Origin of the sequence: Actinomadura sp. KC06 (genome assembly GCF_004348735.1) — a bacterium.
Lineage (GTDB): Bacteria > Actinomycetota > Actinomycetes > Streptosporangiales > Streptosporangiaceae > Spirillospora.
In genome coordinates this window covers 1-20,632 of record NZ_SMKT01000156.1, presented here as the reverse complement: position 1 = coordinate 20,632, position 20,632 = coordinate 1, and the positions used below count along the sequence as shown (strand labels likewise).

At 73.6% G+C, this 20,632-nt stretch carries 17 protein-coding genes and 1 pseudogene; 12 read left to right on the top strand and 6 right to left on the bottom strand.

Features of this window, described 5'->3' with window-relative positions:
• Positions 1-1,030, top strand: a pseudogene (locus E1287_RS34160) (PD40 domain-containing protein); the annotation flags it as partial.
• A 39-nt stretch (positions 1,031-1,069) separates the two neighbouring features.
• On the opposite strand, the gene E1287_RS34155 reads toward E1287_RS34160, so the two are convergent.
• Both E1287_RS34155 and E1287_RS34150 read right to left on the bottom strand, forming a co-directional pair.
• Positions 1,070-3,256 carry an MMPL family transporter gene (locus E1287_RS34155; RefSeq protein WP_131969410.1) on the bottom strand — a complete coding sequence of 729 codons (2,187 nt, stop codon included), beginning with the start codon at positions 3,254-3,256 and terminating at the stop codon, positions 1,070-1,072.
• A 97-nt stretch (positions 3,257-3,353) separates the two neighbouring features.
• A complete protein-coding gene (locus tag E1287_RS34150) occupies positions 3,354-4,310 on the bottom strand; it encodes a Ppx/GppA phosphatase family protein (RefSeq protein WP_131969409.1) in 957 nt (318 codons plus the stop codon).
• Positions 4,311-4,492: 182 nt separating this feature from the next.
• Here E1287_RS34150 and E1287_RS34145 point away from each other — a divergent pair, with 182 nt between their 5' ends.
• Positions 4,493-4,921 (top strand): PH domain-containing protein, encoded by a 429-nt coding sequence (locus E1287_RS34145; protein ID WP_131969408.1) that lies wholly within the window; start codon positions 4,493-4,495, stop codon positions 4,919-4,921.
• Positions 4,922-4,931: 10 nt separating this feature from the next.
• On the opposite strand, the gene E1287_RS34140 is transcribed toward E1287_RS34145, so the two are convergent.
• The 3 genes from E1287_RS34140 to E1287_RS34130 all read right to left on the bottom strand — a co-directional run bounded on the left by E1287_RS34140 (position 4,932) and on the right by E1287_RS34130 (position 7,560).
• Complete coding sequence (locus tag E1287_RS34140) at positions 4,932-5,852, bottom strand: ribokinase (protein ID WP_131969407.1); 921 nt, start codon at positions 5,850-5,852, stop codon at positions 4,932-4,934.
• A gap of 54 nt (positions 5,853-5,906) precedes the next feature.
• On the bottom strand, positions 5,907-6,125 hold the full coding sequence (locus E1287_RS34135; RefSeq protein WP_131969406.1) for a hypothetical protein: 219 nt from the start codon (positions 6,123-6,125) through the stop codon (positions 5,907-5,909).
• 235 nt (positions 6,126-6,360) lie between these two features.
• Positions 6,361-7,560 (bottom strand): RNA-guided endonuclease TnpB family protein, encoded by a 1,200-nt coding sequence (locus tag E1287_RS34130; protein WP_131969405.1) that lies wholly within the window; start codon positions 7,558-7,560, stop codon positions 6,361-6,363.
• Positions 7,561-7,619: 59 nt separating this feature from the next.
• Here E1287_RS34130 and E1287_RS45080 point away from each other — a divergent pair, with 59 nt between their 5' ends.
• Positions 7,620-8,249, top strand: coding sequence for a TetR/AcrR family transcriptional regulator (locus E1287_RS45080; protein ID WP_207934637.1), 630 nt, complete (start codon positions 7,620-7,622; stop codon positions 8,247-8,249).
• A gap of 51 nt (positions 8,250-8,300) precedes the next feature.
• On the opposite strand, the gene E1287_RS34120 is transcribed toward E1287_RS45080, so the two are convergent.
• On the bottom strand, positions 8,301-8,765 hold the full coding sequence (locus E1287_RS34120; protein ID WP_207934634.1) for a MarR family winged helix-turn-helix transcriptional regulator: 465 nt from the start codon (positions 8,763-8,765) through the stop codon (positions 8,301-8,303).
• A 108-nt stretch (positions 8,766-8,873) separates the two neighbouring features.
• Here E1287_RS34120 and E1287_RS34115 point away from each other — a divergent pair, with 108 nt between their 5' ends.
• The 9 genes from E1287_RS34115 to E1287_RS34075 all read left to right on the top strand — a co-directional run.
• Positions 8,874-9,221 (top strand): DUF1801 domain-containing protein, encoded by a 348-nt coding sequence (locus tag E1287_RS34115; protein WP_131969403.1) that lies wholly within the window; start codon positions 8,874-8,876, stop codon positions 9,219-9,221.
• A 40-nt stretch (positions 9,222-9,261) separates the two neighbouring features.
• Positions 9,262-10,170: an acetamidase/formamidase family protein gene (locus E1287_RS34110; protein WP_131969402.1), complete on the top strand. Its 909-nt coding sequence runs from the start codon at positions 9,262-9,264 to the stop codon at positions 10,168-10,170.
• Between the two features lie 268 nt (positions 10,171-10,438).
• Complete coding sequence (locus E1287_RS34105) at positions 10,439-11,473, top strand: LacI family DNA-binding transcriptional regulator (RefSeq protein ID WP_243719622.1); 1,035 nt, start codon at positions 10,439-10,441, stop codon at positions 11,471-11,473.
• The gene (locus E1287_RS34100) at positions 11,470-12,183 is read left to right on the top strand and encodes a (Fe-S)-binding protein (RefSeq protein WP_131969400.1); all 714 of its coding nucleotides are present in this window, start codon (positions 11,470-11,472) and stop codon (positions 12,181-12,183) included. Before E1287_RS34105 ends, E1287_RS34100 begins: the two co-directional genes overlap by 4 nt.
• Complete coding sequence (locus tag E1287_RS34095) at positions 12,180-13,625, top strand: LutB/LldF family L-lactate oxidation iron-sulfur protein (RefSeq protein ID WP_131969399.1); 1,446 nt, start codon at positions 12,180-12,182, stop codon at positions 13,623-13,625. The genes E1287_RS34100 and E1287_RS34095 overlap by 4 nt, the downstream gene beginning before the upstream one ends.
• The gene (locus tag E1287_RS34090; protein WP_131969398.1) at positions 13,622-14,242 is read left to right on the top strand and encodes an LUD domain-containing protein; all 621 of its coding nucleotides are present in this window, start codon (positions 13,622-13,624) and stop codon (positions 14,240-14,242) included. Before E1287_RS34095 ends, E1287_RS34090 begins: the two co-directional genes overlap by 4 nt.
• A 351-nt stretch (positions 14,243-14,593) precedes the next feature.
• Complete coding sequence (locus tag E1287_RS34085; protein WP_131969397.1) at positions 14,594-17,593, top strand: LuxR family transcriptional regulator; 3,000 nt, start codon at positions 14,594-14,596, stop codon at positions 17,591-17,593.
• A 162-nt stretch (positions 17,594-17,755) separates the two neighbouring features.
• Complete coding sequence (locus E1287_RS34080) at positions 17,756-18,850, top strand: alpha/beta fold hydrolase (RefSeq protein ID WP_131969396.1); 1,095 nt, start codon at positions 17,756-17,758, stop codon at positions 18,848-18,850.
• A 19-nt stretch (positions 18,851-18,869) separates the two neighbouring features.
• Positions 18,870-20,632 (top strand): GMC family oxidoreductase (locus tag E1287_RS34075; RefSeq protein WP_131969395.1); only part of this gene is annotated, 1,763 nt, incomplete at its 3' end.

Genomic DNA, 20,632 nt, shown 5'->3' with positions numbered 1-20,632 from the left:
GCCCTCGCCCGTCCCCGTCCCGCCGCCGCTCCCGCTCACCACGCCGTCCGCGTCGCCGCCCCCGTCCGCCGGACGCGGCGAGTACGGATACTCCCGGCGCACCACGTTCATCGTCTCCGCCGTGGCGGCCGCCCTCGTCGCCGCCGCCGTCGCCGCGGGCCTCTACTACCTCGGCCGGCCGGACGACAAAGGGACGAACGGGGGCGGTGGGTCCGCGTTCCCGTCCGGGGCGATGCTCGTCCGGATGGACACGGCGCCCGGCTGGCCGAAGGAGTGCCACGGCGACCTCGGCCTCTACAAGCCCGGCGAAGCGTCCGCGACGCCCCTCGTCACCGGGCCGCAGTGCGACATCCTCCCCGAGCGGTCGCCGGACAAGAACCGCGTCGCGTTCACCAGGCAGCACGCCAGGACGGCCGAGGCATGGGTGGTGAACGCCGACGGCGGCGCCGCGCGGAAGGTCACCGACATCGCCCGCGGCACCCGGGTGACGTGGTCGCCGGACGGCGCGCGTCTGGCGTACGTGGCCGACAAGGGCGGCGTCCGGCAGATCTTCACGATCCCGGTGGAGGGCGGCCGGGCCACCCAGCTCACCACCGACGCCTTCTTCAAGGACGACCCGATGTGGTCGTCCACGAACCGGATCGTCTTCTGGAGCCGGCAGACCGGCGACGACCAGATCTACACCCTCGACCCGGACCGTCCCGGAGCCCCGTGGACGCGGGTGACGAAGGACGGCGTCCGCTCGGTCGACCCGGAGTGGTCCCCCGACGGGCGCAAGATCGCCTTCACCCGCGGCCCCGACGAGCGCAGCGACATCTGGGTCATGAACGCGGACGGCACCGACCCGCGCGCGGTGACGGCCGGCGCCGACGACGACATGGACCCGGCGTGGTCCCGCGACGGCGGCTGGCTCTGCTACGTGCGCGGCGCGGTCGGGGAACCGGTGATCCACGCCGTCCGCGCGGACGGCAAGGACGACCGCGTCGTCACCCCGGCGAACCGCACCTTCGGCCACCCCTACTGGCTGTAGCGCGGCCCGCCGGTCGCGGGCGCCACTCGCCGCCGGGCGCTACTCGCCGCGGGCGGCGGGAGCGGGCTCCCCAGGCGCCTCCGGGGCTTCCGGGGCCTCGGCGGCGGGCGGGGCCTGGACGCGGGCCAGGGCGCTCGGCCACCACATGTGCCGTCCGACGTCCAGGTTCAGCGCCGTGACCAGCACCGACCGGACGATGAACGTGTCGAGCAGCACCCCGAACGCGACCGCGAAGCCGAGTTCGGCGACGAACACCAGCGGCAGCGACCCGAGCGCCGCGAACGTCCCGGCCAGCACCGCGCCCGCCGAGGTGATGACGCCGCCGGTCGCGGCGAGCCCGATCAGCGCGCCGCGCCGCGTCCCGACCCGTCTCGACTCCTCGTGGACGCGGGTCATCAGGAAGATGTTGTAGTCGGTCCCGAGCGCGACGAGGAACACGAACGACCACAGCGGGAACGACGGATCCGCCGCGTGGAACCCGAACACGTGGTTGAACATCAGCGCGCTGACCCCGAGCGCCGCCGCGTAGGACAGCACGACCGTCGCGACGAGGATCAGCGGCGCGACGAGGGCGCGCAGCAGCACCGCGAGGATGCCGAACACGACGACGAGGACGATCGGGATCACGGCGTTCTGGTCGCGCCGGGACGCGTCGGTGATGTCGAGCGTCACCGCCGACGCGCCGCCGACCTTGGCGTCCGCGCCGGGCACGGCGTGCACGGCGTCGCGGGCGCGTTCGACGGCGGTGAACCCGCGTTCGCCGTCGGGCGGCGCGGTGAGCGTGCCCTCCAGGTAGACGAGGCCGCCGGACGGCCGTCCGGGATTGGTCCCGGCGAGCTTGACGTCCGAGACGTCGGGCACCTTGGCGAGCGCGGCGCGGACGGCGTCCTGCGTGCCGTCCTTGGTGACGATCTGGAGGGGAGAGCCGCTGCCCGCGGGGAAGTGCCGTCCGAGGACCTCCTCGCCCGTGACCGAGTCGGGCTTGCCGGTGCTGAACGACTCGCTGGCCGGGAGCGGCCCCGTGCGCAGCCCGAACAGCCCGAACGCGAGCCCGCCGAGCACCACGGCCGTGACCAGCCACGTGACCCGCGGCCGGACGGCCACGAACGCGCCGACCCTGGCCCACGCGCCGCGCTCGGACGGCTCGTCCGTGCCGAACCTGGGGCGGCGGGGCCAGAACATCCAGCGCCCGCAGATCACCAGCAGCGCGGGCAGCAGCGTCACCATCGCGGCGAGCGCGACGGCCACGCCGATCGCCATCACCGGGCCCATGCTCTTGGTGGAGTTCAGGACGGCGACGAGCAGGCACAGCATGCTCAGCGCCACCGTCGAGCCGCTCGCGACGATCGCGGGCCCGGCGCGGTGCAGCGCGATCGCCATCGCCTCGTGCCGGTCCTGGTGCCGCCGCAGCTCCTCCCGGTAGCGGGCGATGAGCAGCAGCGCGTAGTCGGTTCCCGCGCCGAACACGAGGACGGTCAGGATGAACGCGGCCTGCCCGTTCACGGTCAGCCCCGCGTTGTCGGCCAGCAGGTAGATGACCGCCTGCGCCGCGATCAGCGCGAAGCCCACGCACACCAGCGGCGCGAGCCACAGGATCGGGCTGCGGTAGGTGAGCAGCAGGATCCCGATGACGATGGCGGCGGTGATGAACAGCAGCGACTTGTCGAACCCGGCGAACACGTTGCTGAAGTCGCCCGCGTACCCGGCGGGCCCGGTGACGTGCGCCTCCAGCCCCGGCGCGCCCTTCTGGACGATGTCGCGGTAGTCGTCGACGGCCGGGCCGAGCAGGTCCCAGCCGTCGTTGCCGACCTTGACGTTGACGAGGGACTCCAGCGCCTTCCCGTCCTTGGACGGGATCGGCCCCTCGACGCTGATGGCGAGCCGGCGCGGCGGCACGGAGCCCTTGGGGTCGCCGGTGACGGCCTGGAGGCGCGGCACGTCCGCGGCCGCCTTGGCCCGGTCGGCGGCGGTGAGCGCGGCGCCGTCGCGGTGGTAGATGACCACGGCGGGGAAGGTGTCGGCGGGCACGAACCGCTCGGACAGCTCGACGACCCGCGTCGACTCGGCGTCCGCCGGCAGCCACGCCGACGACTCGTTCGACTGCGCGCCGGTCAGCTTGCCCGCGAGCGGCATCGCCACGGCGAGTAGAACGATCCAGACCGCCAGCACGACCCATTTGCCGCGACGTCCGCAGGGCAGGGAGGCGAACTTGTACGCACGTGTCATCAGGAACCCCCAGATTTCAGGGCACCGATCTTCCGCCGCCGAATCCCGCTCGGCAAGACATATCGCGTCTGCGAGGGGGCCTGGAGACCGCTTCCGGTCAGTCTGTGATCATGCCCCGGGGATCAGGTCCCGTGATCATGTCGAGGCGGCGGAGGATCACGCCCTCGCGCAGCGCCCAGGGGCAGATCTCCAGCTCGGTCAGCTCGAACAGGTCCATCGCGGCGTCCGCGACGATCACCCCGGCGAGCAGCTGCTCCGCACGCCGCTCGGACACGCCGGGCAGCTCGGCCCGCTCGGCGGACGGCATCGCGGCGAGCTTCTCCGCCCAGTCGGTCAGGTCGGCGCCCGCGAGCGTCCGCCGCTGGTACGGTCCATCGGCCGACGGGGCGGCGCCGGCGATGCGGGCGAGCTGCCGGAACGTCTTGGACGTCGCGACCGCGTGGTCGGGCGGGCCGTACCGGGTGACGTCCCCGACCCGGCGGGCGATCTGCGCCCGGACGTGCCGCCGCAGGCTCCGGACCTCGTCCGGGGGCGGCGGGTCGGCGCTGAACCAGTTCCGGGTGAGCCGGCCCGCGCCGAGCGGCAGCGAGAACGCCACGTCCGGCTCCTCGTCGATGCCGGACGCGATCTCCAGCGACCCGCCGCCGATGTCGACCACGAGCAGCCGTCCCGACGACCAGCCGAACCAGCGCCGCACCGCGAGGAACGTCAGCCGCGCCTCCTCCTCGCCGGACAGCGCCCTGATGTCGATCCGCTTGTCGGCGCGGATCCGCGCCAGGACCTTCTCGCCGTTGGCGGCGTCGCGGACGGCGGACGTGGCGAACGCGACCAGGTCCTCGACGCCCTTGTCCTCCGCGATCTGCAGCGCGTCGTCGACGAAGTCCCGCAGCTGCGTCTCGCCCTCGTCGGAGAGGCGGTCGCCCTCGTCCAGATGGTCGGCGAGCCGCATGTCCGCCTTGTGCGAGAACGCGGGCAGCGGACGGGCTCCCTCGTGGGCGTCCACCACGAGCAGGTGCACGGTGTTCGAGCCCACGTCCAGCACGCCGAGTCGCATGCTTACGACGCTAGCGGACGGTCTCGCGGCGACCAGGGCTGACCGCCCCCGAATCGGCCGTGACCGGCACATTCCGCACGCGGGGTGACGGATGGATACAGAAGTGTGACCGCCCGGCCCCACCCGCGGGCCGGGCGGCGGGCGGCTGCGGCTACGGTGTCGGGCATGAGGGGGTGCCGGGCATGACGGAGGGTTCGGAGCGGCGATGGCGGGTGCCGCCCGCCCAGGTCGCGGTGAAGTGCGCCGGGGCGGCGGCCGTCACGGCGCTCGCCGTCCTCTACAGGGACGACCCCCAGTTCCTGTTCCTCGCGGCCGCGGCGGCCATCGGGCTGAACGCGCTCGCGCTGCGCGACCTGGTCGCCCCGGTGCGGCTGGCCGCCGACGGCGACGGCGTCACCGTCGTGACCGGCTACGCGGGGCGCCGCCGCCTCCCGTGGGACGCGGTGACCTCCATCCGGGTGGACGAGCGGCGCCGCCTCCTCCTGCACACCCGCATGCTGGAGATCGAGACCGAGGACGACCTGCACCTGCTCAGCGCGTTCGACCTGGGCGCGGACGTCCACGACGTCGCCGACGAGCTGTACCGCCTCCGCGCCCGGACCGGCCCCTGACCTCGTCCCGCTACAGGACGGGCGGCGGAAGCTCGTCCGGCGTGGGGAACGAGCTTTGCGCGCCCGCCTTGCGGACGGCCGCCGCCCCGGCACGCGCCGCGTAGCGGGCGGCGTCGAGCAGCGAATCCCCGTGCGCGAGCCGCAGGCAGAGCGCGGCGGTGAACGCGTCGCCCGCGCCGGTCGTGTCGACAGCCTCCGCCTGCGGGGACGCGATCCGGGCCGGTGCCGTGACGCCGTCCGCGAGCACGACGCCGTCCGCGCCGAGGGTGACGACGACGGAACGAGGCCCGGACCGGACGAGCGCCGCCGCCATCGCGCGCGGATCGCGGTCCGTGTCCTCGCCGATGAGAAAGGCCGCTTCGTGCTCGTTGACGACGAGGGGATCGCAGAGGGCGAGCAGCTCATCGGGAACGGGCGCGGGCGGCGACAGGTTAAGGACGATCCGTCCGCCCGCCTCCGCGGCGAGGCGGGCGGCGGCCAGCACGGCGGGCAGCGGCACCTCCAGCTGGAACGACACGACGGACGCGCCCGCGATCATCGCGCGGGCGGCGGCCACGTCGTCCGGGCCGAGCCGGGCGTTGGCGCCGGGCGAGACGATGATGCTGTTGTCGCCGTCCGGCCCGACGGCGATCAGCGCGACGCCGGTCGGCGCGTCCGGCGCGGTGGCAAGATGGGCGAGGTCGACGCCGTCCGCCGCGAGGGCGCCGCGCAGCAGTTCGCCGTGGCCGTCGTCGCCGACGCGTCCGACGAGCCCGGCCCGGCCGCCGAGCCGGGCCGCCGCGACCGCCTGGTTGGCGCCCTTGCCGCCCGGATGCGTGGCCAGGTCGGAGCCGAGGACGGTCTCCCCCGGCGCGGGCCGCCGGTCGACCCCGACCACCAGGTCCGCGTTGACCGATCCGACGACGACGACATCCCAGTCCCGTGAGCGCACGGGTAACGGACTACAGGGCCGGACGCGTCCTCGCAACCACACCCCGCCGCGCGGTCACCGCATGCGCAGCTCGGCCAGGTCGATCACCTCGCCCAGCTCCGCCACGGACGGGTAGTAGCCGCGGCCGACGAACGCCCCGTCCCTCGTGGCCAGCAGCGCGCTCTCGCCCCGGACCCCGGCGAACTCCGCCCACACCCGGTGCGCCCCGGTGAGCCGCACCGCCGTCACCCGCAGGCCGCCCGGCCCCGTCCAGCTCCGTTGATCATCCCCCATGCACAGAACGTTATGCTCTGTGACTTTCCGTAATGTAGGCGGGTTCCGCGTCGGGACGCGGCGACCGCACGCCGCGGACCTGCACGAGCACGCTCACCGCGCCGAGCACGGCCGCCAGGCCCAGCGCGATCAGCGGCAAGACGTACCGAGCACACCCATTCGGCGACGCTCGGTCACGTCGAGCTGAGCCTTGACGTCCTCCCCCGTCTGAAGGCGGGGGATTCCAACCCCTCCCCTACGCAGGCAGGAGAACCGGGTGAGGTTCGCGGTTCACCGGCCGGGCTACCGCCCCGCCTCCCCGCGCAGCCACCGTGCGTCCCACGGCGGTGTCTCGGATGTTGCGTGCCGCGTTGACGTCGGCGTTGTCGCGGTGCCCGCAGGCCACACAGCGGAACACCGCTTGGCTCTCGCGGTTGTCCCGGGCGCGGTGCCCGCAGGCATGGCAGGTCTGCGACGTGTATGCCGGGTCGACCCGGACCAGGCGTCCTGGTGCCTTGTGCTCCAGGCGGGTGACGAGCCGACCCCACCCGTTGGCCAGGATCGAGCGGTTGAGCCCTGTTTTGGCGCGGACGTTGGTGCCGGGGGCGTCAACGGTGCCCTTGGCCGAGCGGGTCATGGCGCGCACGTTCAGGTCCTCGACGGCGATCACGTCGAATCGGCGTGCCAGATCCGTGCTGGTCTTCTCCACCCAATCCTTGCGGCGGTCGGCCTCACGCGCTTTGAGCCGTGCGATGGCGGCCTTGACGCGGGCGCGGCGGTTGGACCCCCGACGGGCGCGGGCCAGACGGCGCAGTAGCCGCTCCAGCCGGACCTTCTCACCCGGCGTCAACCCCGGCACGGTGGAGGTCTCGCCCGTGGACAGCGCGGCGGACACGGCCACGCCTCGATCGACACCGACCGCCTCACCATTACCTGGCCCCGGAACCGGAGGCGGGACCGCAGCGAAGGCGACATGCCACCGGCCAGCGCGGTCACGCCTCACCCGGAACGACTTCACCTCCGGCCGGACGGGCCGCGACCAGCGGAACCGCACCCACCCCACCTTCGGCACCCGCACCGCACCGGTGCGGCGCGACAACCGCCGCACATCCCAGGCTCGACCGCGAGCCCCAACGATCCGGAACCCCTCATGCACACCGGCCTTACGCCAGGTAGGGCGCCGGTGCGTGCCCGCAAAAAAGTTCGCCATCGCCTGCGCGAAGTCCTTGAGCGCCTGCTGCTGCACCGTCTGCGAACCGGCCGCCAACCACGGGTTGGCCGCGCGGGCCTCGGTCAACTGACGGGCCTGGGCGACATACCCCGGGGCCGGGCCCCGCCGCGGCGTCCACCACGCCTGCTGCTCCACCGCCAGATTCCACACGAACCGGGCATGCCCGCAATGCTCCAAGAGCAGCGCCTCCTGGGCAGAGGTCGGGCACAGGCGATACCGGGACACGCCCCGCACCATACCGACCGCCACCGACAAACCCCGGACAGTCATCGTGCCCCACCGCGATCCAGGTCGCCGCCACCAGCCGCCAGCGATGCGAGGATCCGCGCAACGCGCGCAGCAGGCGGACGCGGGACGCGCTGCTGGCGGCCACCCGCGAGATCCTGGAGAGCGACGGCTTCGAGGCGCTCACCATGACCGAGGTCGCCAAGCGGGCCGGGGTGTCACGGCAGGGCGTCTACCTGCACTTCTCCTCGCGCACCGAGCTCGTGACGGCCCTGTTCGGCTTCATCGCCGAGCAGGAGGGCCTGCGCGACTCGCTCGCCCCCGTGTGGGACGCGCCCGACTCGGTGTCCGCGCTGCGCGCCTGGGCCCGGCACCTGGCCGCCTACCACCCGCGCCTGATGACCGTCGACCGCGCGATCGACCGCGTCCGGCACGCCGACCCCGACGCCGCCCGGCACCGCGCCACCGTCGACGAGAACCAGTTCCGCACCTGCCGCCGCCTCGCCGAACGGCTGGACGCCGAGGGCCGCCTCGCCGCCCACTGGACGGTCGCGACCGCCGCCGACATGCTGTGGGGCCTCATCGCCACCGACATCTTCGAGCGCCTGCTCACCGGCCGCGACTGGACGCCCGACGCCCTGGCGGACCATCTCGTGGCGCTGTACGAGGCGACGTTCGTCAAGAACTGAACGCGCCCGGTCCCGGTTCCCCGGACGGCGGCGGGCGCTTTCAGCGCCGGGTCACGTTCGGTCCCACGCGCGCTGGCTGCGGGCGATCGCCTGGAAAGCGACCTTGAAGGCGGTGAAGCGCTCCTCGCCCAGCTCCTCCCGGTGCCGCCGCTCGATGGCGGCGAGGATGGCGCGGGCCTTGGCGATCTCGTCCAGGCCGTGCTCGGTCGGGACGACGCGCTTGGCGCGGCGGTCGGCGGGATCGGGCTCGCGCCGGACGTAGCCGAGCGCGACGAGCTCGTCGACGATCGTCCCGACGATCTGCTTGTGCTGGCCGGACCGGGCGGCCAGCTCGGTCGCGCGCAGCCCGTCCCGGTCGAGGAACGCGAGGACGGTCCCGTGCCGCGGCCGGACGTCCGGGTGGCCCTGCTCGGCCAGCCGCTGGAACAGCTCCTCCTGCAGTGCCCGCATCAGCTGGCCGGCCAGCATGCCCAGGTCGGGGACCGCACGCCCCGCGCCCGTGGACGCCGCTTCCATGACCGCCTCCCTTTTTAATCACGAATCTTGACTATCAATGCCCGTGACTATAGCGTACTCCCCATCCGCACCGGAGCACTCCGGCGCACACCGACAAGGGAGCCCACGATGGCGAACGAGATCGACACCTACGCCGCGACCAAGCTCGACCCCAAGTACGCCGACATCCTGACGGCGCTCCGCAAGCTGATGGCCGAGGCCGCGCCGGACGCGTCCGAATGCCTCACCTACGGCTCGCCCGCCTGGCGCGGCACGAAGATCCTCGCGGTGATCAGCCAGAGCAAGACGCACCTCACGTTCGCCTTCGAGCGCGGCGCCGAGTTCGAGGACCCGCACGGGCTGCTGGAGGGCGTCGGCAAGAAGACCAGGCACGTCAAGATCAAGACACTGGACGGGATCGACGAGGAGGCCCTGCGCGGATACATCGCCCAGGCCGTCGGCCTGGACGGGAGTTGATCATAGGCTCGGGGCACGCCGACACACCGTTGGAGGAGCGATGCACATCCGCCGCACGAGCGCGCACCACGCCTGGGACAACGCGATCCCGCCGATCGCGACCGTCGCGCCGGGCGACGAGCTCACCGTCGAGACCGCCGAGGCGAGCGGCGGCCAGCTCGGCGCGGAGTCCGGCACGGCCGAGGTCGCCGCCCTCGACTTCGGCCGCGTCAACCCCGTCACCGGGCCGTTCCGCGTCGAGGGCGCCGGTCCCGGCGACGCCCTCGTGATCGACGTCCTCGGCATGGAGACGGGCGACTGGGGCTGGACGGCCTGCATCCCCGGCTTCGGCCTGCTCGCCGACGACTTCCCCGACGCGCACCTGCGCGTCTCCAAGATCTCCGGCGGGGCCGCCGAGCCGCTGCCCGGGCTGCGCGTCCCGGTCGTCCCGATGATCGGCACCATCGGGGTGGCGCCGCCGGAGCCTGGCCCGCACTCGATCGTCCCGCCGCGCCGCTGGGGCGGCAACATGGACGTCCGGCACATCGGCCCGGGGGCGCGGCTCGTCCTGCCGGTCGGCGTGGACGGCGCCCTGCTGTCCCTCGGCGACGCGCACGCCGCGATGGGCGACGGCGAGGTGTGCGGCACGGGCATCGAGACGGACGGCGTGGTGCGGCTCCGCGTGGACGTGCGCAAAGGCGCGGCCCCGCCCACCCCGGTGATCGAGACGCATCCCCGCACACACCGGACCGGCGCGGCACTCGCCACCACCGGAGTCGGGCCCGACCTCATGCAGGCCGCGAAGGACGCCGCCCGCGCCCTCATCGACGAGATCGCCGCGCGCACCGGCATGGCCCCCGTGGACGCCTACCTCCTCGCCAGCATCGCCGCCGACCTGAAGATCTCCGAGGTCGTGGACGTCCCGAACTGGATCGTCTCGGCCCACCTCGAACTGTCCTACCTGTCCTGAAACCTCCGTGGACGGTCCATCGTTGACCCTTCGGGTTCGATCTGGTCGAGCGGGCCCTCAGGGACGGCCGGCGGCCCGGGTGGGGACGGCGCGGCAGCGGCGAAGTGAGCGCCGCAACCGTGCAGTCCGGGCCGCCGGCCGGCCTTTCGAGGCTGTGTAAAACGTTTTAACGATTCGCGATCCGACGGCCAATGACCAGGAGCTCCGAGCTACCTGGCCTGGGCCACGAGGTTGACACGTTTTAATGCGATGCCCCAAAGTGGGCGATGTGGGGACGGTCGGCATCAAGCAGGTCGCGGCCCGCGCCGGGGTCTCGCCGGGGACCGTGTCCAACGTGCTCAACCGCCCCGAGCGCGTCGCGGAGCCGACGCGGGCGCGCGTCGAGAAGGCCATCCACGAGCTGGGCTTCGTCCGCAACGGGTCGGCCTCGACGCTGCGCGCCGGGCACAGCAGCACGATCGGGCTGATGGTCTTCGACCTCGCCAACCCGTTCTGCGCCGACGTCGCACGCGGCGTCGAGGAGGCCGCGAGCGAGCGCGGCTACGCGGTGATCCTGTCGTCGTCCGGCGAGTCGGGTGAACGGGAGCGGCGCAACCTGCGGGTGCTCGCGGAGCAGCGGGTCCGCGGCGTCCTGCTGACGCCGGTCGGCGACGACGGCGACGGCGAGGCGTCGGCGCGGTTGCGGGAGCGGAGCGTCCCGGTGGTGCTGCTCGACCATCCGGCGCCCCGCGCCGACCAGTGCTCCGTCGCCGTCGACGACGTCGCGGGCGGCGAGCTGGCGGCCGGGGAGCTGCTGGCCGGCGGCGCCCGCACGCTGGCGTTCGTCACCGGCCCGCCGACGCTGCGGCGCTGCGCCGACCGGCGGAAGGGCGCGCTGCGGGCGCTCCGGTCCGCGGGGCTCGGCCGCGAGGCCATGCGCGAGGTGCCGGTCGCCGCGCTGAACGCGCGGGCCGGGCAGGAGGCGGCGCGGCGGCTGCTGGAGGCGAGCCCGCCGCTGCCGGACGGGATCTTCTGCGCGAACGACCTGCTGGCGCTCGGCGTCCTGCGCGTCCTGACGCAGGCCGGGCTGCGGGTGCCGACTGACATCACCTTGATCGGGTACGACGACATCGAGTTCACGGCCGCCGCCGCGGTCCCGCTGAGCTCGGTGCGGCAGCCCACCTACCAGCTCGGCCGGATCGCGACGGAGCTGCTGCTCCAGGAGTGCGACGATCCGACCGGGCATGCCCACCAGCGGGTCATGTTCCAGCCCGAGCTGGTGGTCCGCGAGTCGAGCCGTCGTCCGGGGGGAGGCGCCAGGTGAGGGTCGCGCTGTTCCTGACCTGCGTGAACGACACGATGTTCCCGGGGACGGGCAAGGCGGCGGTGCGGCTGCTGCGGCGGCTCGGCCACGACGTCGAGTTCCCCGCCGGGCAGACCTGCTGCGGGCAGATGCACCTCAACACCGGCTACCGGCGGCAGGCGCTGCCCATGGTGAAGGGGTTCGCGGAGACGTTCGAGCCCTACGACGCGGTCGTGACGCCGTCCGCGTCGTGCGGCGCGATGATCCGCGACTGGCATCCGAGGCTCGCGCCGCGGTCCGCCGGGGTCGCGTCCCGCGTCTACGAGCTGTCGGAGTTCCTGGTGGACGTGCTGGGCGTCACCGACGTGGGCGCGTACTTCCCGCACCGCGTCACCTACCACCCGACGTGCCACTCGCTGCGGATGCTGCACGTCGGCGACCGCCCGCTGCGGCTGCTGCGCGCGGTCCGCGGCATCGACCTGGTCGAGCTGCCGGACGCCGCCGAGTGCTGCGGGTTCGGCGGGACGTTCGCGCTGAAGAACTCCGAGGTGTCGGCCGCGATGTGCGCGGACAAGGTCACCGCCGTCCGGGAGACGAAGGCGGAGGCGCTGTGCGCGGCCGACAACTCCTGCCTGATGCACATCGGCGGCGCGCTCACCCGCACGCGCGCCGGGGTGCGGACCGTCCACCTGGCCGAGATCCTCGCGTCCACCGAGGAGGAGCCGTCATGAGCATGCCGACCTACCTGGGGATGCCGTCGTTCCCCGACGCGGCGCGCCGCGCGGTGGCCGACACGCGGCTGCGCGGCAACCTGGCGCACGCGACCACCACGATCCGGGCCCGGCGCGCCGCCGCCGTCGCGGAGCTGGACGACTGGGCCGCGCTGCGGGAGGCGGGCAAGCAGATCAAGGACCATGTCCTGGAGAACCTCGGCCACTACCTGCGGCTGCTGGAGGAGAACGTCGCCGGGGCGGGCGGGACGGTGCACTGGGCGCGGGACGCCGACGAGGCGAACCGGATCGTCGCCGGCCTGGTGAAGGCGACCGGCGAGACCGAGGTCGTGAAGGTCAAGTCGATGGCCACGCAGGAGATCGGGCTCAACGAGTTCCTCGCCGCGGAGGGGATCACCGCCTACGAGACCGACCTCGCGGAGCTGATCGTCCAGCTGGGGGACGACCGCCCGTCGCACATCCTCGTGCCCGCCATCCATCGCAACAGGTCCGACATCCGCGACATCTTCCTGCGCGCGATGGACGATGCCCCCGACGGGCTGACCGACGAGCCCGCCGAGCTGGCGGAGGCGGCGCGGCGGCACCTGCGCGCCAAGTTCCTGTCGGCGAAGGTCGCGGTGTCGGGCGCGAACTTCGCCGTCGCCGACACCGGGACGCTCGTCGTCCTGGAGTCGGAGGGCAACGGCCGGATGTGCCTGACGCTCCCCGAGACGCTGATCTCGGTGATGGGCGTGGAGAAGATCGTGCCGTCCTGGCGGGACCTGGAGGTGTTCCTGCAGCTGCTGCCGCGCTCGTCCACGGCGGAGCGGATGAACCCCTACACCTCCGCCTGGACGGGCGTGCATCCGGGCGACGGTCCGCGCGACTTCCATCTCGTCCTGCTCGACAACGGCCGCACCGCCACCCTGGCCGACGAGGTGGGACGGCAGGCGCTGCGCTGCATCCGCTGCTCCGCGTGCCTGAACGTGTGCCCGGTCTACCAGCGCGCGGGCGGCCACGCCTACGGGTCGCCGTATCCGGGTCCGATCGGCGCGATCCTGTCGCCGCAGATCAGGGGCATCGGGTCGGACGTGGACGCCTCGCTGCCCTACGCGTCGACGCTGTGCGGGGCGTGCTTCGAGGCGTGCCCCGTCGCGATCGACATCCCGGAGGTGCTCGTCCACCTGCGGGCCCGCGCGGTGGAGAAGGGGCCGCGGCACCCCCTCGAACGGGTCGCGATGACGGCGGCGGGATGGACGCTGCGCTCCCCCACCCGGCTCGCGCTCGCACAGCGCGCCGCGTCGGCGTCCCGCCGCGTCGTGGCGCGCCGCGGCCGGATCCGGCGGCTCCCCGGCCCCCTCGGCGCCTGGACGGAGACGCGCGACGCGCCCGCGCCGCCGCCGGAGTCGTTCCGCGCCTGGTGGTCCCGGACGGACGGCGGCCGGAAGGAGGACGGCGGATGAACCCGCGCGAGGAGATCCTCCGCCGGATCGACCGGGTGATGCCGCCCCGCCCGGCCGGCGAGATCGCCGCCGCCTACGACCGGATCGACCGCGGCTACCTGCGCCGCCATCACGCCGCCGACGTTCTGGACCTGTTCGCCGAGCGCGTCGCCGACTACCGCGCGACGGTCCTGCGCGTCCCGGCGCCCGGCGTGGCGGGGACGGTCGCGGAGCGGCTCGCGGCACGGCCCGGCGCCTACGGCGTCCCCGGCGATCTGCCCCCGGAGTGGCTCTCCGCGTCGGACGCCTCGTTCGTCCGCGACCCGTCCGTCCCCGCGCTCGACGGGCTCGCGGGCGCGGTCACCGGCTGCGCCGCCGCGATCGCCGAGACCGGCACGATCGTCCTCGACCACGGCGCCGGGCAGGGGCCCCGCGCGCTGTCGCTCGTCCCCGACTACCACCTGATCGTCGTGCGCATCGAGCAGGTCGCCCCGGACGTGCCCGAGGCGCTGGAGCGGCTCGACCCGCGCCGGCCGCTGACGTTCGTCTCCGGGCCGTCCGCGACGAGCGACATCGAACTGTCCCGCGTGGAGGGCGTGCACGGGCCGCGGACGCTGGAGGTCCTGCTCGTCGGGTGAGCGAGGTGTCCACCTGTGGCCGCGGCCGGCCGCCGGCCGGGGCGCCGTTCCCCCGCCGGACCCGCGCCGCTGGTCACGGACCGATGTCACGACGGCGGAACGATTTACCCACTCGAGGTTGACAGGGCGCGCGTCAGGACCGTTGATAGCGGGGAGACGACACGCTGAAGAACAGGGTGGTACGTCAGGGTGACGAAGAAGCACCGCCTGCGGGGTGCCGCAGGGTGGGACGCGTGTTACCCCTGCTTATTGACGTTCGACCCTATAGGGTAAAACCCGCCAATTCTCAGTAACCGCAACGAGAAGCACGATCACGGCGTATCGACCGCCTGTCACTGTTGGGGTGTGGACATGGAGGGTCGTACCGGTCACGGGGACGCGGCGTCCCACGACCACGCGGCGTCACCGGACGGCGTCCCGCTCGTCGGACGGCAGGACGTCCTCCGCGCGTTCGATGAGGCCCTGGACGCCACGGCCGCCGACGCGTTCCGATTCCTCGCGCTGGTCGGCGAGCCGGGCGCGGGCAAGTCCCGGCTGCTCAACGAGCTGTGGAGCGCCGCGGAGGCCCGCAAGCTCCGCGCGCTGGCCGGACGCGCCGCCGAGTTCGAGCAGGAGATGCCGTTCGGCGCCGTCGTCGATTCCCTGGACGACCATCTGGAGGAGCACCGGCCGGACCTCCCCCCGGCCGCGCTGCGCCTGCTCGGGACGGTGTTCCCCGCGCTCGCCGACATCACCGACCGGCCGCCGGCCGCCTCACCCGACTCCCAGGTCGCTCGGTACCAGCTGCACCGCACCGTCCGGCACCTGCTGGACGCGCTGGCCGACCCGCACGGGCTGGTGCTGATCCTGGACGACCTGCACTGGGCCGACGACGCGACCATCGAGCTGCTCGACCATCTCGTCCGGCACCCGCCGCGCGCCCGGGTGCTGGTGGCGGTCGCCTACCGGCCGGCGCAGACGTCGCCGCGGCTCGCGGCGCTGGTGGACGCCGCCGGCCCGCAAGGCGTGCGGGTGACGGTCGACCCGCTCACCGAGAGCGAGGTGGAGGAGTTCCTCGGCCCGGACGTGAGCCGGTCCCGCTGCGAGGCGCTGTACAAGGCCAGCGGCGGCAACCCGTTCTACCTGGAGGCCCTGTCCAAGATGGGCGCCGGATCGGGGCCCGCGGCCGACGGCACCGACAGCACCGACTGGAACCGGGGCGTGGCGAACCTGACCGAGCTCCCGCCGGCCGTGCGCACCGCCCTCCAGGTGGAGCTGAGCGCGCTGCCGCCCGACGCGCTGCGGATGGCGCGCGGCGCCGCCGTCGCCGCGGACGTGTTCGAGCCGGCGCTCGCCGCCGTCGCCGCCGAGATGGAGCAGAACGCCGCGCTCACCGCGCTGGACGTGCTGACCGGCCACGACGTGGTGCGCGCGGCGCCGGGCGGGCGGTTCAGGTTCCGGCACCCGCTCGTGCGGCACGTCGCCTACGCCTCCACCGCCGCGGGCTGGCGGATCGCCGCGCACTCGCGGGTGTCGTCCCGGCTGGCCGAGCTCGGCGCGCCGGCGGCCGTCCGCGCCCACCACGTGGTGCGGTCCGCGCGGTTCGGCGACCCGGAGGCGATCCGCACGCTCGTCGAGGCCGCCCGGGTCGTCGCCTACCAGGCGCCCGGCACCGCCGCGTACTGGCTGGAGGCCGCGCTCGAACTGCTGCCGGACGGCGGCGAGAACGCCGCGCCGGCGGGGGGCGGCGCGTATCCCGACCGGGTCGAGCTGCTCCTCGAACTCGCCCAGGTGCAGGCGGTCAGCGGGCACGCGGAGGCGGGCCGCGAGACCGCCCGCATGCTGCTCGGGCTGCTGCCGCTGCACGACACCGCCCGCCGCGCCCGCGCCGTCGTGCTCTGCGCCATCGTGGAACGGCAGGTCGGCCGGATCCACGAGGCGCGGGCCCTGGTGCTGGACGAGCTGCGCCGCATCACCGACAGGCAGACCCCGGAGGCCGTGCTGCTGCGGATCCGGCTGGTCAACGACCGGCTCCAGCGGATCGACACCCGCGGCTCCCAGGCCGTGCTGGACAGCATCCCCGACACCGCGCCCGGCTGGGGCCCGGGGTTGACGGCGGCGGTCATGGCGATGCGCCCGATGGTGTCCTACGGGCGCGGCAAGGTGGAGGAGGCGATCGGCTACGCCGAGAAGGCCGACCATCTGTTCTCCGCGGCGTCCGACACCGACTTCGCCGACTGCCTCGACAGCTTCGCCTGGCTGATCTTCGCCGAGTCGTTCCTCGGCATGTACGACAGCGGGCTGCGGCACGCCGAGCGGCTCGTGTCGATCATCCGGAAGACCGGCCAGACCTACACCCTCGGCTACGTCCTGGCCGGGCAGTCCCGGATCCTGGCCCACCAGGGCCGGATGGCCGAGGCCGCCGCCGTCGCCGCCGAGGCGGCCGCGGTCGGCCGCGAGCTGCGCTCGCAGGAGATCCTCGCCTACGGGCTCATCCAGCAGTGCCTGACGGCGAGCTGGATGGGCGACCACGACGGCGCGCTGCGCGCCGGCGAGGAGGCCGTCGCCAACGACACCGGCTCGGGCGAGTGGTGGACGCACATGGCCCATGTCGCGCGCGCCATCGCGATGATCAACGCGGGCCGTCCGGACGAGGGCGCGGAGGCGCTGATCGCGGCGTGCGGCGACGGCACCCTCGGGCTCGACCCCGGCACCCTCGTCATCTGCGCGGAGACGCTCGCGTCCGTCCGCGCCGGGCAGGGCGCCGCGGCGGCCGAGCGCGACGACGACGCCGGCTACTGGGCCGACATCGCCGACGCGATGGCCAACCCCGCGCTGACCGGCGACGTCGGCCTGGCCCGCCTCGCGCACGCGCAGGCGCAGCGCGCGACCGACCCGGCCGCGTCCGCCGCGCTCGCCGCCGAAGCCGCCGACATGCTCACCAAGGCGGGCCGCCGGCCCGACGCCGGACGCGCCGAGCTGGCCGCCGGGATCGCGCTCGCCGCCGCCGGCGACCGCACCGCCGCCCGCGAACGGATCCGCGCGGCGGCCGACACCTTCGAGGCGTGCGGGATGCGCGGGATGCACGGCCAGGCCGTCCGGGAGCAGCGGCGGCTCGGCGTGCGGGTGCCGTCCGCGGGCTCCGCGCCGGCCAAGCGCCCGCGCAAGGACCTGCCCTTCGGGCTGTCCCCGCGCGAGCACGAGATCGCCCTCCTCGTCGCCGAGGAATGCAGCAACCAGCAGATCGCCGAGCGGCTGTTCCTCAGCGTCCGGACCGTCGAGACGCACCTGTCGCGGGTCTTCGCCAAGATCGAGGTCACGTCCCGGGTCGGGGTCGCGACGGCGATGAACCGCGCCGAACGAACGAAATGAATCGGACATCGTGAACCACCTGGGCTGATTCCGACTCTCACTTCACGTAGGTCCCGCACAGACGCGTGACCCGGAAGTTCACATAAGTACGAGTTCTCCACGATGCCGCGCATACCTTCGCGCTTGGCAGGGTTGGGGCGTCAGAGAAGCCGGAGGGGTGCCATGGACCAGCAGCGGATCGCGCGCTTCACGCTCGCGGGCGTCGCCGACGCCGAAGTCTCCCTGCATCCCTTCACCACCGAGGACGGGCTGGGCCTCGGGCTGACCCGGTTCCGCCGCGACGACTGCGACGACGTGGTCCTGCTGGTGCACGGGCTGACGACCTCCAGCGACATGTTCATCATGCCGGAGCACACCAACCTGGCGACCTTCCTGCTCGACTCCGGGTTCGGCGAGGTGTGGACGCTGGACTACCGGCTGAGCGGCCGCTACCCGTACAACTCCGAGACCCAGCGGTTCACCCTGGACGACGTCGCGCACTACGACTTCCCGGCGGCGCTGGCCGAGCTGCGCCGGCACATCGGCGACCGCCGCGTCCACGTGATCACGCACTGCCTGGGCGCGGTGTCGTTCTCGATGGCCGTGTTCGCCGGGACGGTCACCGGCATCGCCAGCCTGACGTGCAACAGCGTCGCGATGGTGCCGCGGACGCCGCTGTGGTCGAAGCTGAAGCTGAGCTACGGGCCGCCGCTGATGGAGTACCTCGTCGGGCCGTGCCACCTCGATCCGCGCTACGGGACGGCGCCGCGGCTGACCCGCGGCTGGCTGCTCTCGAAGGCCGTCCGCCCGTTCCACCGCTCGTGCGACGAGCCCGCCTGCCACATGCTCAGCTTCATGTGGGGCGGCGGCAAGCCGATCTTCTCCCACGACAAGATGTCCCCGGTCACCCACGCCCGGCTGCCCGACCTGTTCGGGGCGGCCAACGTCAACTACTACCGGCACATCCTGAAGATGGTCCGGGCCGGCCGCGCCGTGAAGTACGACCGGCGCGACCCCCGCCACGCGGACCTGCCGGACGACTACCTCGAGAACGCCGCGGACGTCACGACACCGATCCTGTTCCTCACCGGAGACCGCAACCACGTGTTCACCGACTCCAACATCGTCTGCCATCGCCTGCTGGAATCGCTCGCGCCCGGCCGGCACGAGCTGGCGGTCCTGCCCGGCTACGGCCACCAGGACGCCTTCATGGGCGCGGACGCCGCCGCCGACGTGTTCCCGCAGGTTCTCGACTTCTTGAAGCGGAAGGCGGGCTAGGGCCATGAATCATGACGCCATGGAACATGTGGACGCGGTCGTCGTCGGGTCCGGGTTCGGCGGGTCCGTCGCGGCGTACCGGCTGGCGGAGGCCGGGAAGTCGGTCGTCCTGCTGGAGCGCGGGCAGCCGTACCCGCCGGGCACCTTCCCCCGCTCCCCCGCCGAGATGGGCCGCGCGTTCTGGGACCCGGACGCCGGGCTGCACGGCATGTTCGACGTGTGGAGCTTCAAGGGCTGCGACTCGGTCGTGTCCGCCGGGCTCGGCGGCGGCTCGCTGATCTACGCGAACGTGCTGCTGCGCAAGGACGAGCACTGGTTCGTCACCGACGGACCCGGCGGCTCCCACGAGCCGTGGCCGATCACCCGCGCCGACCTCGACCCGCACTACGACAAGGTCGAGCGGATGATGGGCGCGACGCCCTACCCGCTCGACCGGGTGCCGTTCGACGACACCCCGAAGACGCACGCGATGCAGGACGCGGCGGCGGAGCTGGGCCTGCAGTGCACGCTGCCGCCGCTCGCGGTCAGCTTCGCGTCCCATCCGGGCGGCAAGCCCGCGATGAGCCTGCCGATCGTGGACGCCGGGTACGGCAACATCCACGGCGTCCCGCGGCGGACGTGCCGGCTGTGCGGCGAGTGCGACATCGGCTGCAACGAGGGCGCCAAGAACAGCCTCGACCACACCTACCTGTCGGCGGCGGCGCACCACGGCGCCGACATCCGCACCTCCCACGAGGTGAAGGCGCTGCGGCCGCGGCCGGGCGGCGGGTACGAGGTCGACTACGTCCAGCACGAGCCCCCGCCGGCCCTGTCGCTGCGCAAGCGGCGCCGCCGGCCCGTCCGGACGATCACCTGCGACCGGCTGATCCTCGGCGCGGGCACCTACGGCACGACGTTCCTGCTGCTGAAGTCGCGGGACGCGTTCCCGGGGCTGAGCGACGCGCTCGGCACCCGGTTCAGCGGCAACGGCGACCTGCTGACGTTCCTGATGCGCGCCACCGACCGCAACCGCGTCCGGCCGCTGAACGCCAGCCGCGGCCCGGTGATCACGACCGCGATCCGGCTGCCGGACGAGCTGGACGGCGTGCCCGGCGCGGGCCGCGGCGCCTACATCCAGGACGGCGGCTACCCCGGCTTCGCCGACTGGATCGTCGAGGGCATGGACGTCGGCAACGATCTCGAACGCGCGGTGAAGTTCCTGTGGGACCGGTTCACCGCCCTGTTCCGCGAGGCGCCCGACAGCAACCTGTCCAAGGAGCTCTCGGACCTGATCGGCGACGGCGCGCTGACGGTCAGCTCGCTGCCGCTGCTCGGCATGGGCCGCGACACCGCCGACGGGCGGCTGCGGCTGAAGGACGGGCGGCTCGCCGCGGACTGGACGGCGAAGACCAGCGAGGAGCTGTTCAACCGCGTCCGCAAGACGATGCGGGGAATCGCGGACGTGCTCGGCGCCGATTACGCCGACAACCCGATGTGGTTCCGCAAGCGCATCATCACCGTCCATCCTCTCGGCGGCGCCCCGATGGGCGCCCACCCGGGCGAGGGCGTCTGCGACGCCTTCGGCGAGGTGTTCGGGTTCCCGGGTCTCTACATCGCCGACGGGGCGGCGATGCCGGGCCCGGTGGGCCCGAACCCTTCGCTCACCATCGCCGCGCAGGCCGACCGGCTCGCGACGCGGCTGCTGGAGAACGCGTCCGCGCACGGGGGTGCGGGCGGCCCGGCCGTCACCGCCCCGTCTGCCACGGGGGCCGAGCCGGGTGGGGGATCCGGCTCGCCAGGCGG

Excerpts from the sequence above, each read along its gene's own strand:
- E1287_RS34090 (WP_131969398.1), top strand. The coding sequence starts at position 13,622 with ATGAACCCGCGCGAGGAGATCCTCCGCCGGATCGACCGGGTGATGCCG.
- E1287_RS34135 (WP_131969406.1), bottom strand. The coding sequence starts at position 6,125 with ATGGGGGATGATCAACGGAGCTGGACGGGGCCGGGCGGCCTGCGGGTG.
- E1287_RS34120 (WP_207934634.1), bottom strand. The coding sequence starts at position 8,765 with ATGGAAGCGGCGTCCACGGGCGCGGGGCGTGCGGTCCCCGACCTGGGC.
- E1287_RS34115 (WP_131969403.1), top strand. The coding sequence starts at position 8,874 with ATGGCGAACGAGATCGACACCTACGCCGCGACCAAGCTCGACCCCAAG.
- E1287_RS34145 (WP_131969408.1), top strand. The coding sequence starts at position 4,493 with ATGACGGAGGGTTCGGAGCGGCGATGGCGGGTGCCGCCCGCCCAGGTC.
- E1287_RS34095 (WP_131969399.1), top strand. The coding sequence starts at position 12,180 with ATGAGCATGCCGACCTACCTGGGGATGCCGTCGTTCCCCGACGCGGCG.
- E1287_RS34085 (WP_131969397.1), top strand. The coding sequence starts at position 14,594 with ATGGAGGGTCGTACCGGTCACGGGGACGCGGCGTCCCACGACCACGCG.
- E1287_RS34155 (WP_131969410.1), bottom strand. The coding sequence starts at position 3,256 with ATGACACGTGCGTACAAGTTCGCCTCCCTGCCCTGCGGACGTCGCGGC.
- E1287_RS34150 (WP_131969409.1), bottom strand. The coding sequence starts at position 4,310 with ATGCGACTCGGCGTGCTGGACGTGGGCTCGAACACCGTGCACCTGCTC.
- E1287_RS34110 (WP_131969402.1), top strand. The coding sequence starts at position 9,262 with ATGCACATCCGCCGCACGAGCGCGCACCACGCCTGGGACAACGCGATC.
- E1287_RS34080 (WP_131969396.1), top strand. The coding sequence starts at position 17,756 with ATGGACCAGCAGCGGATCGCGCGCTTCACGCTCGCGGGCGTCGCCGAC.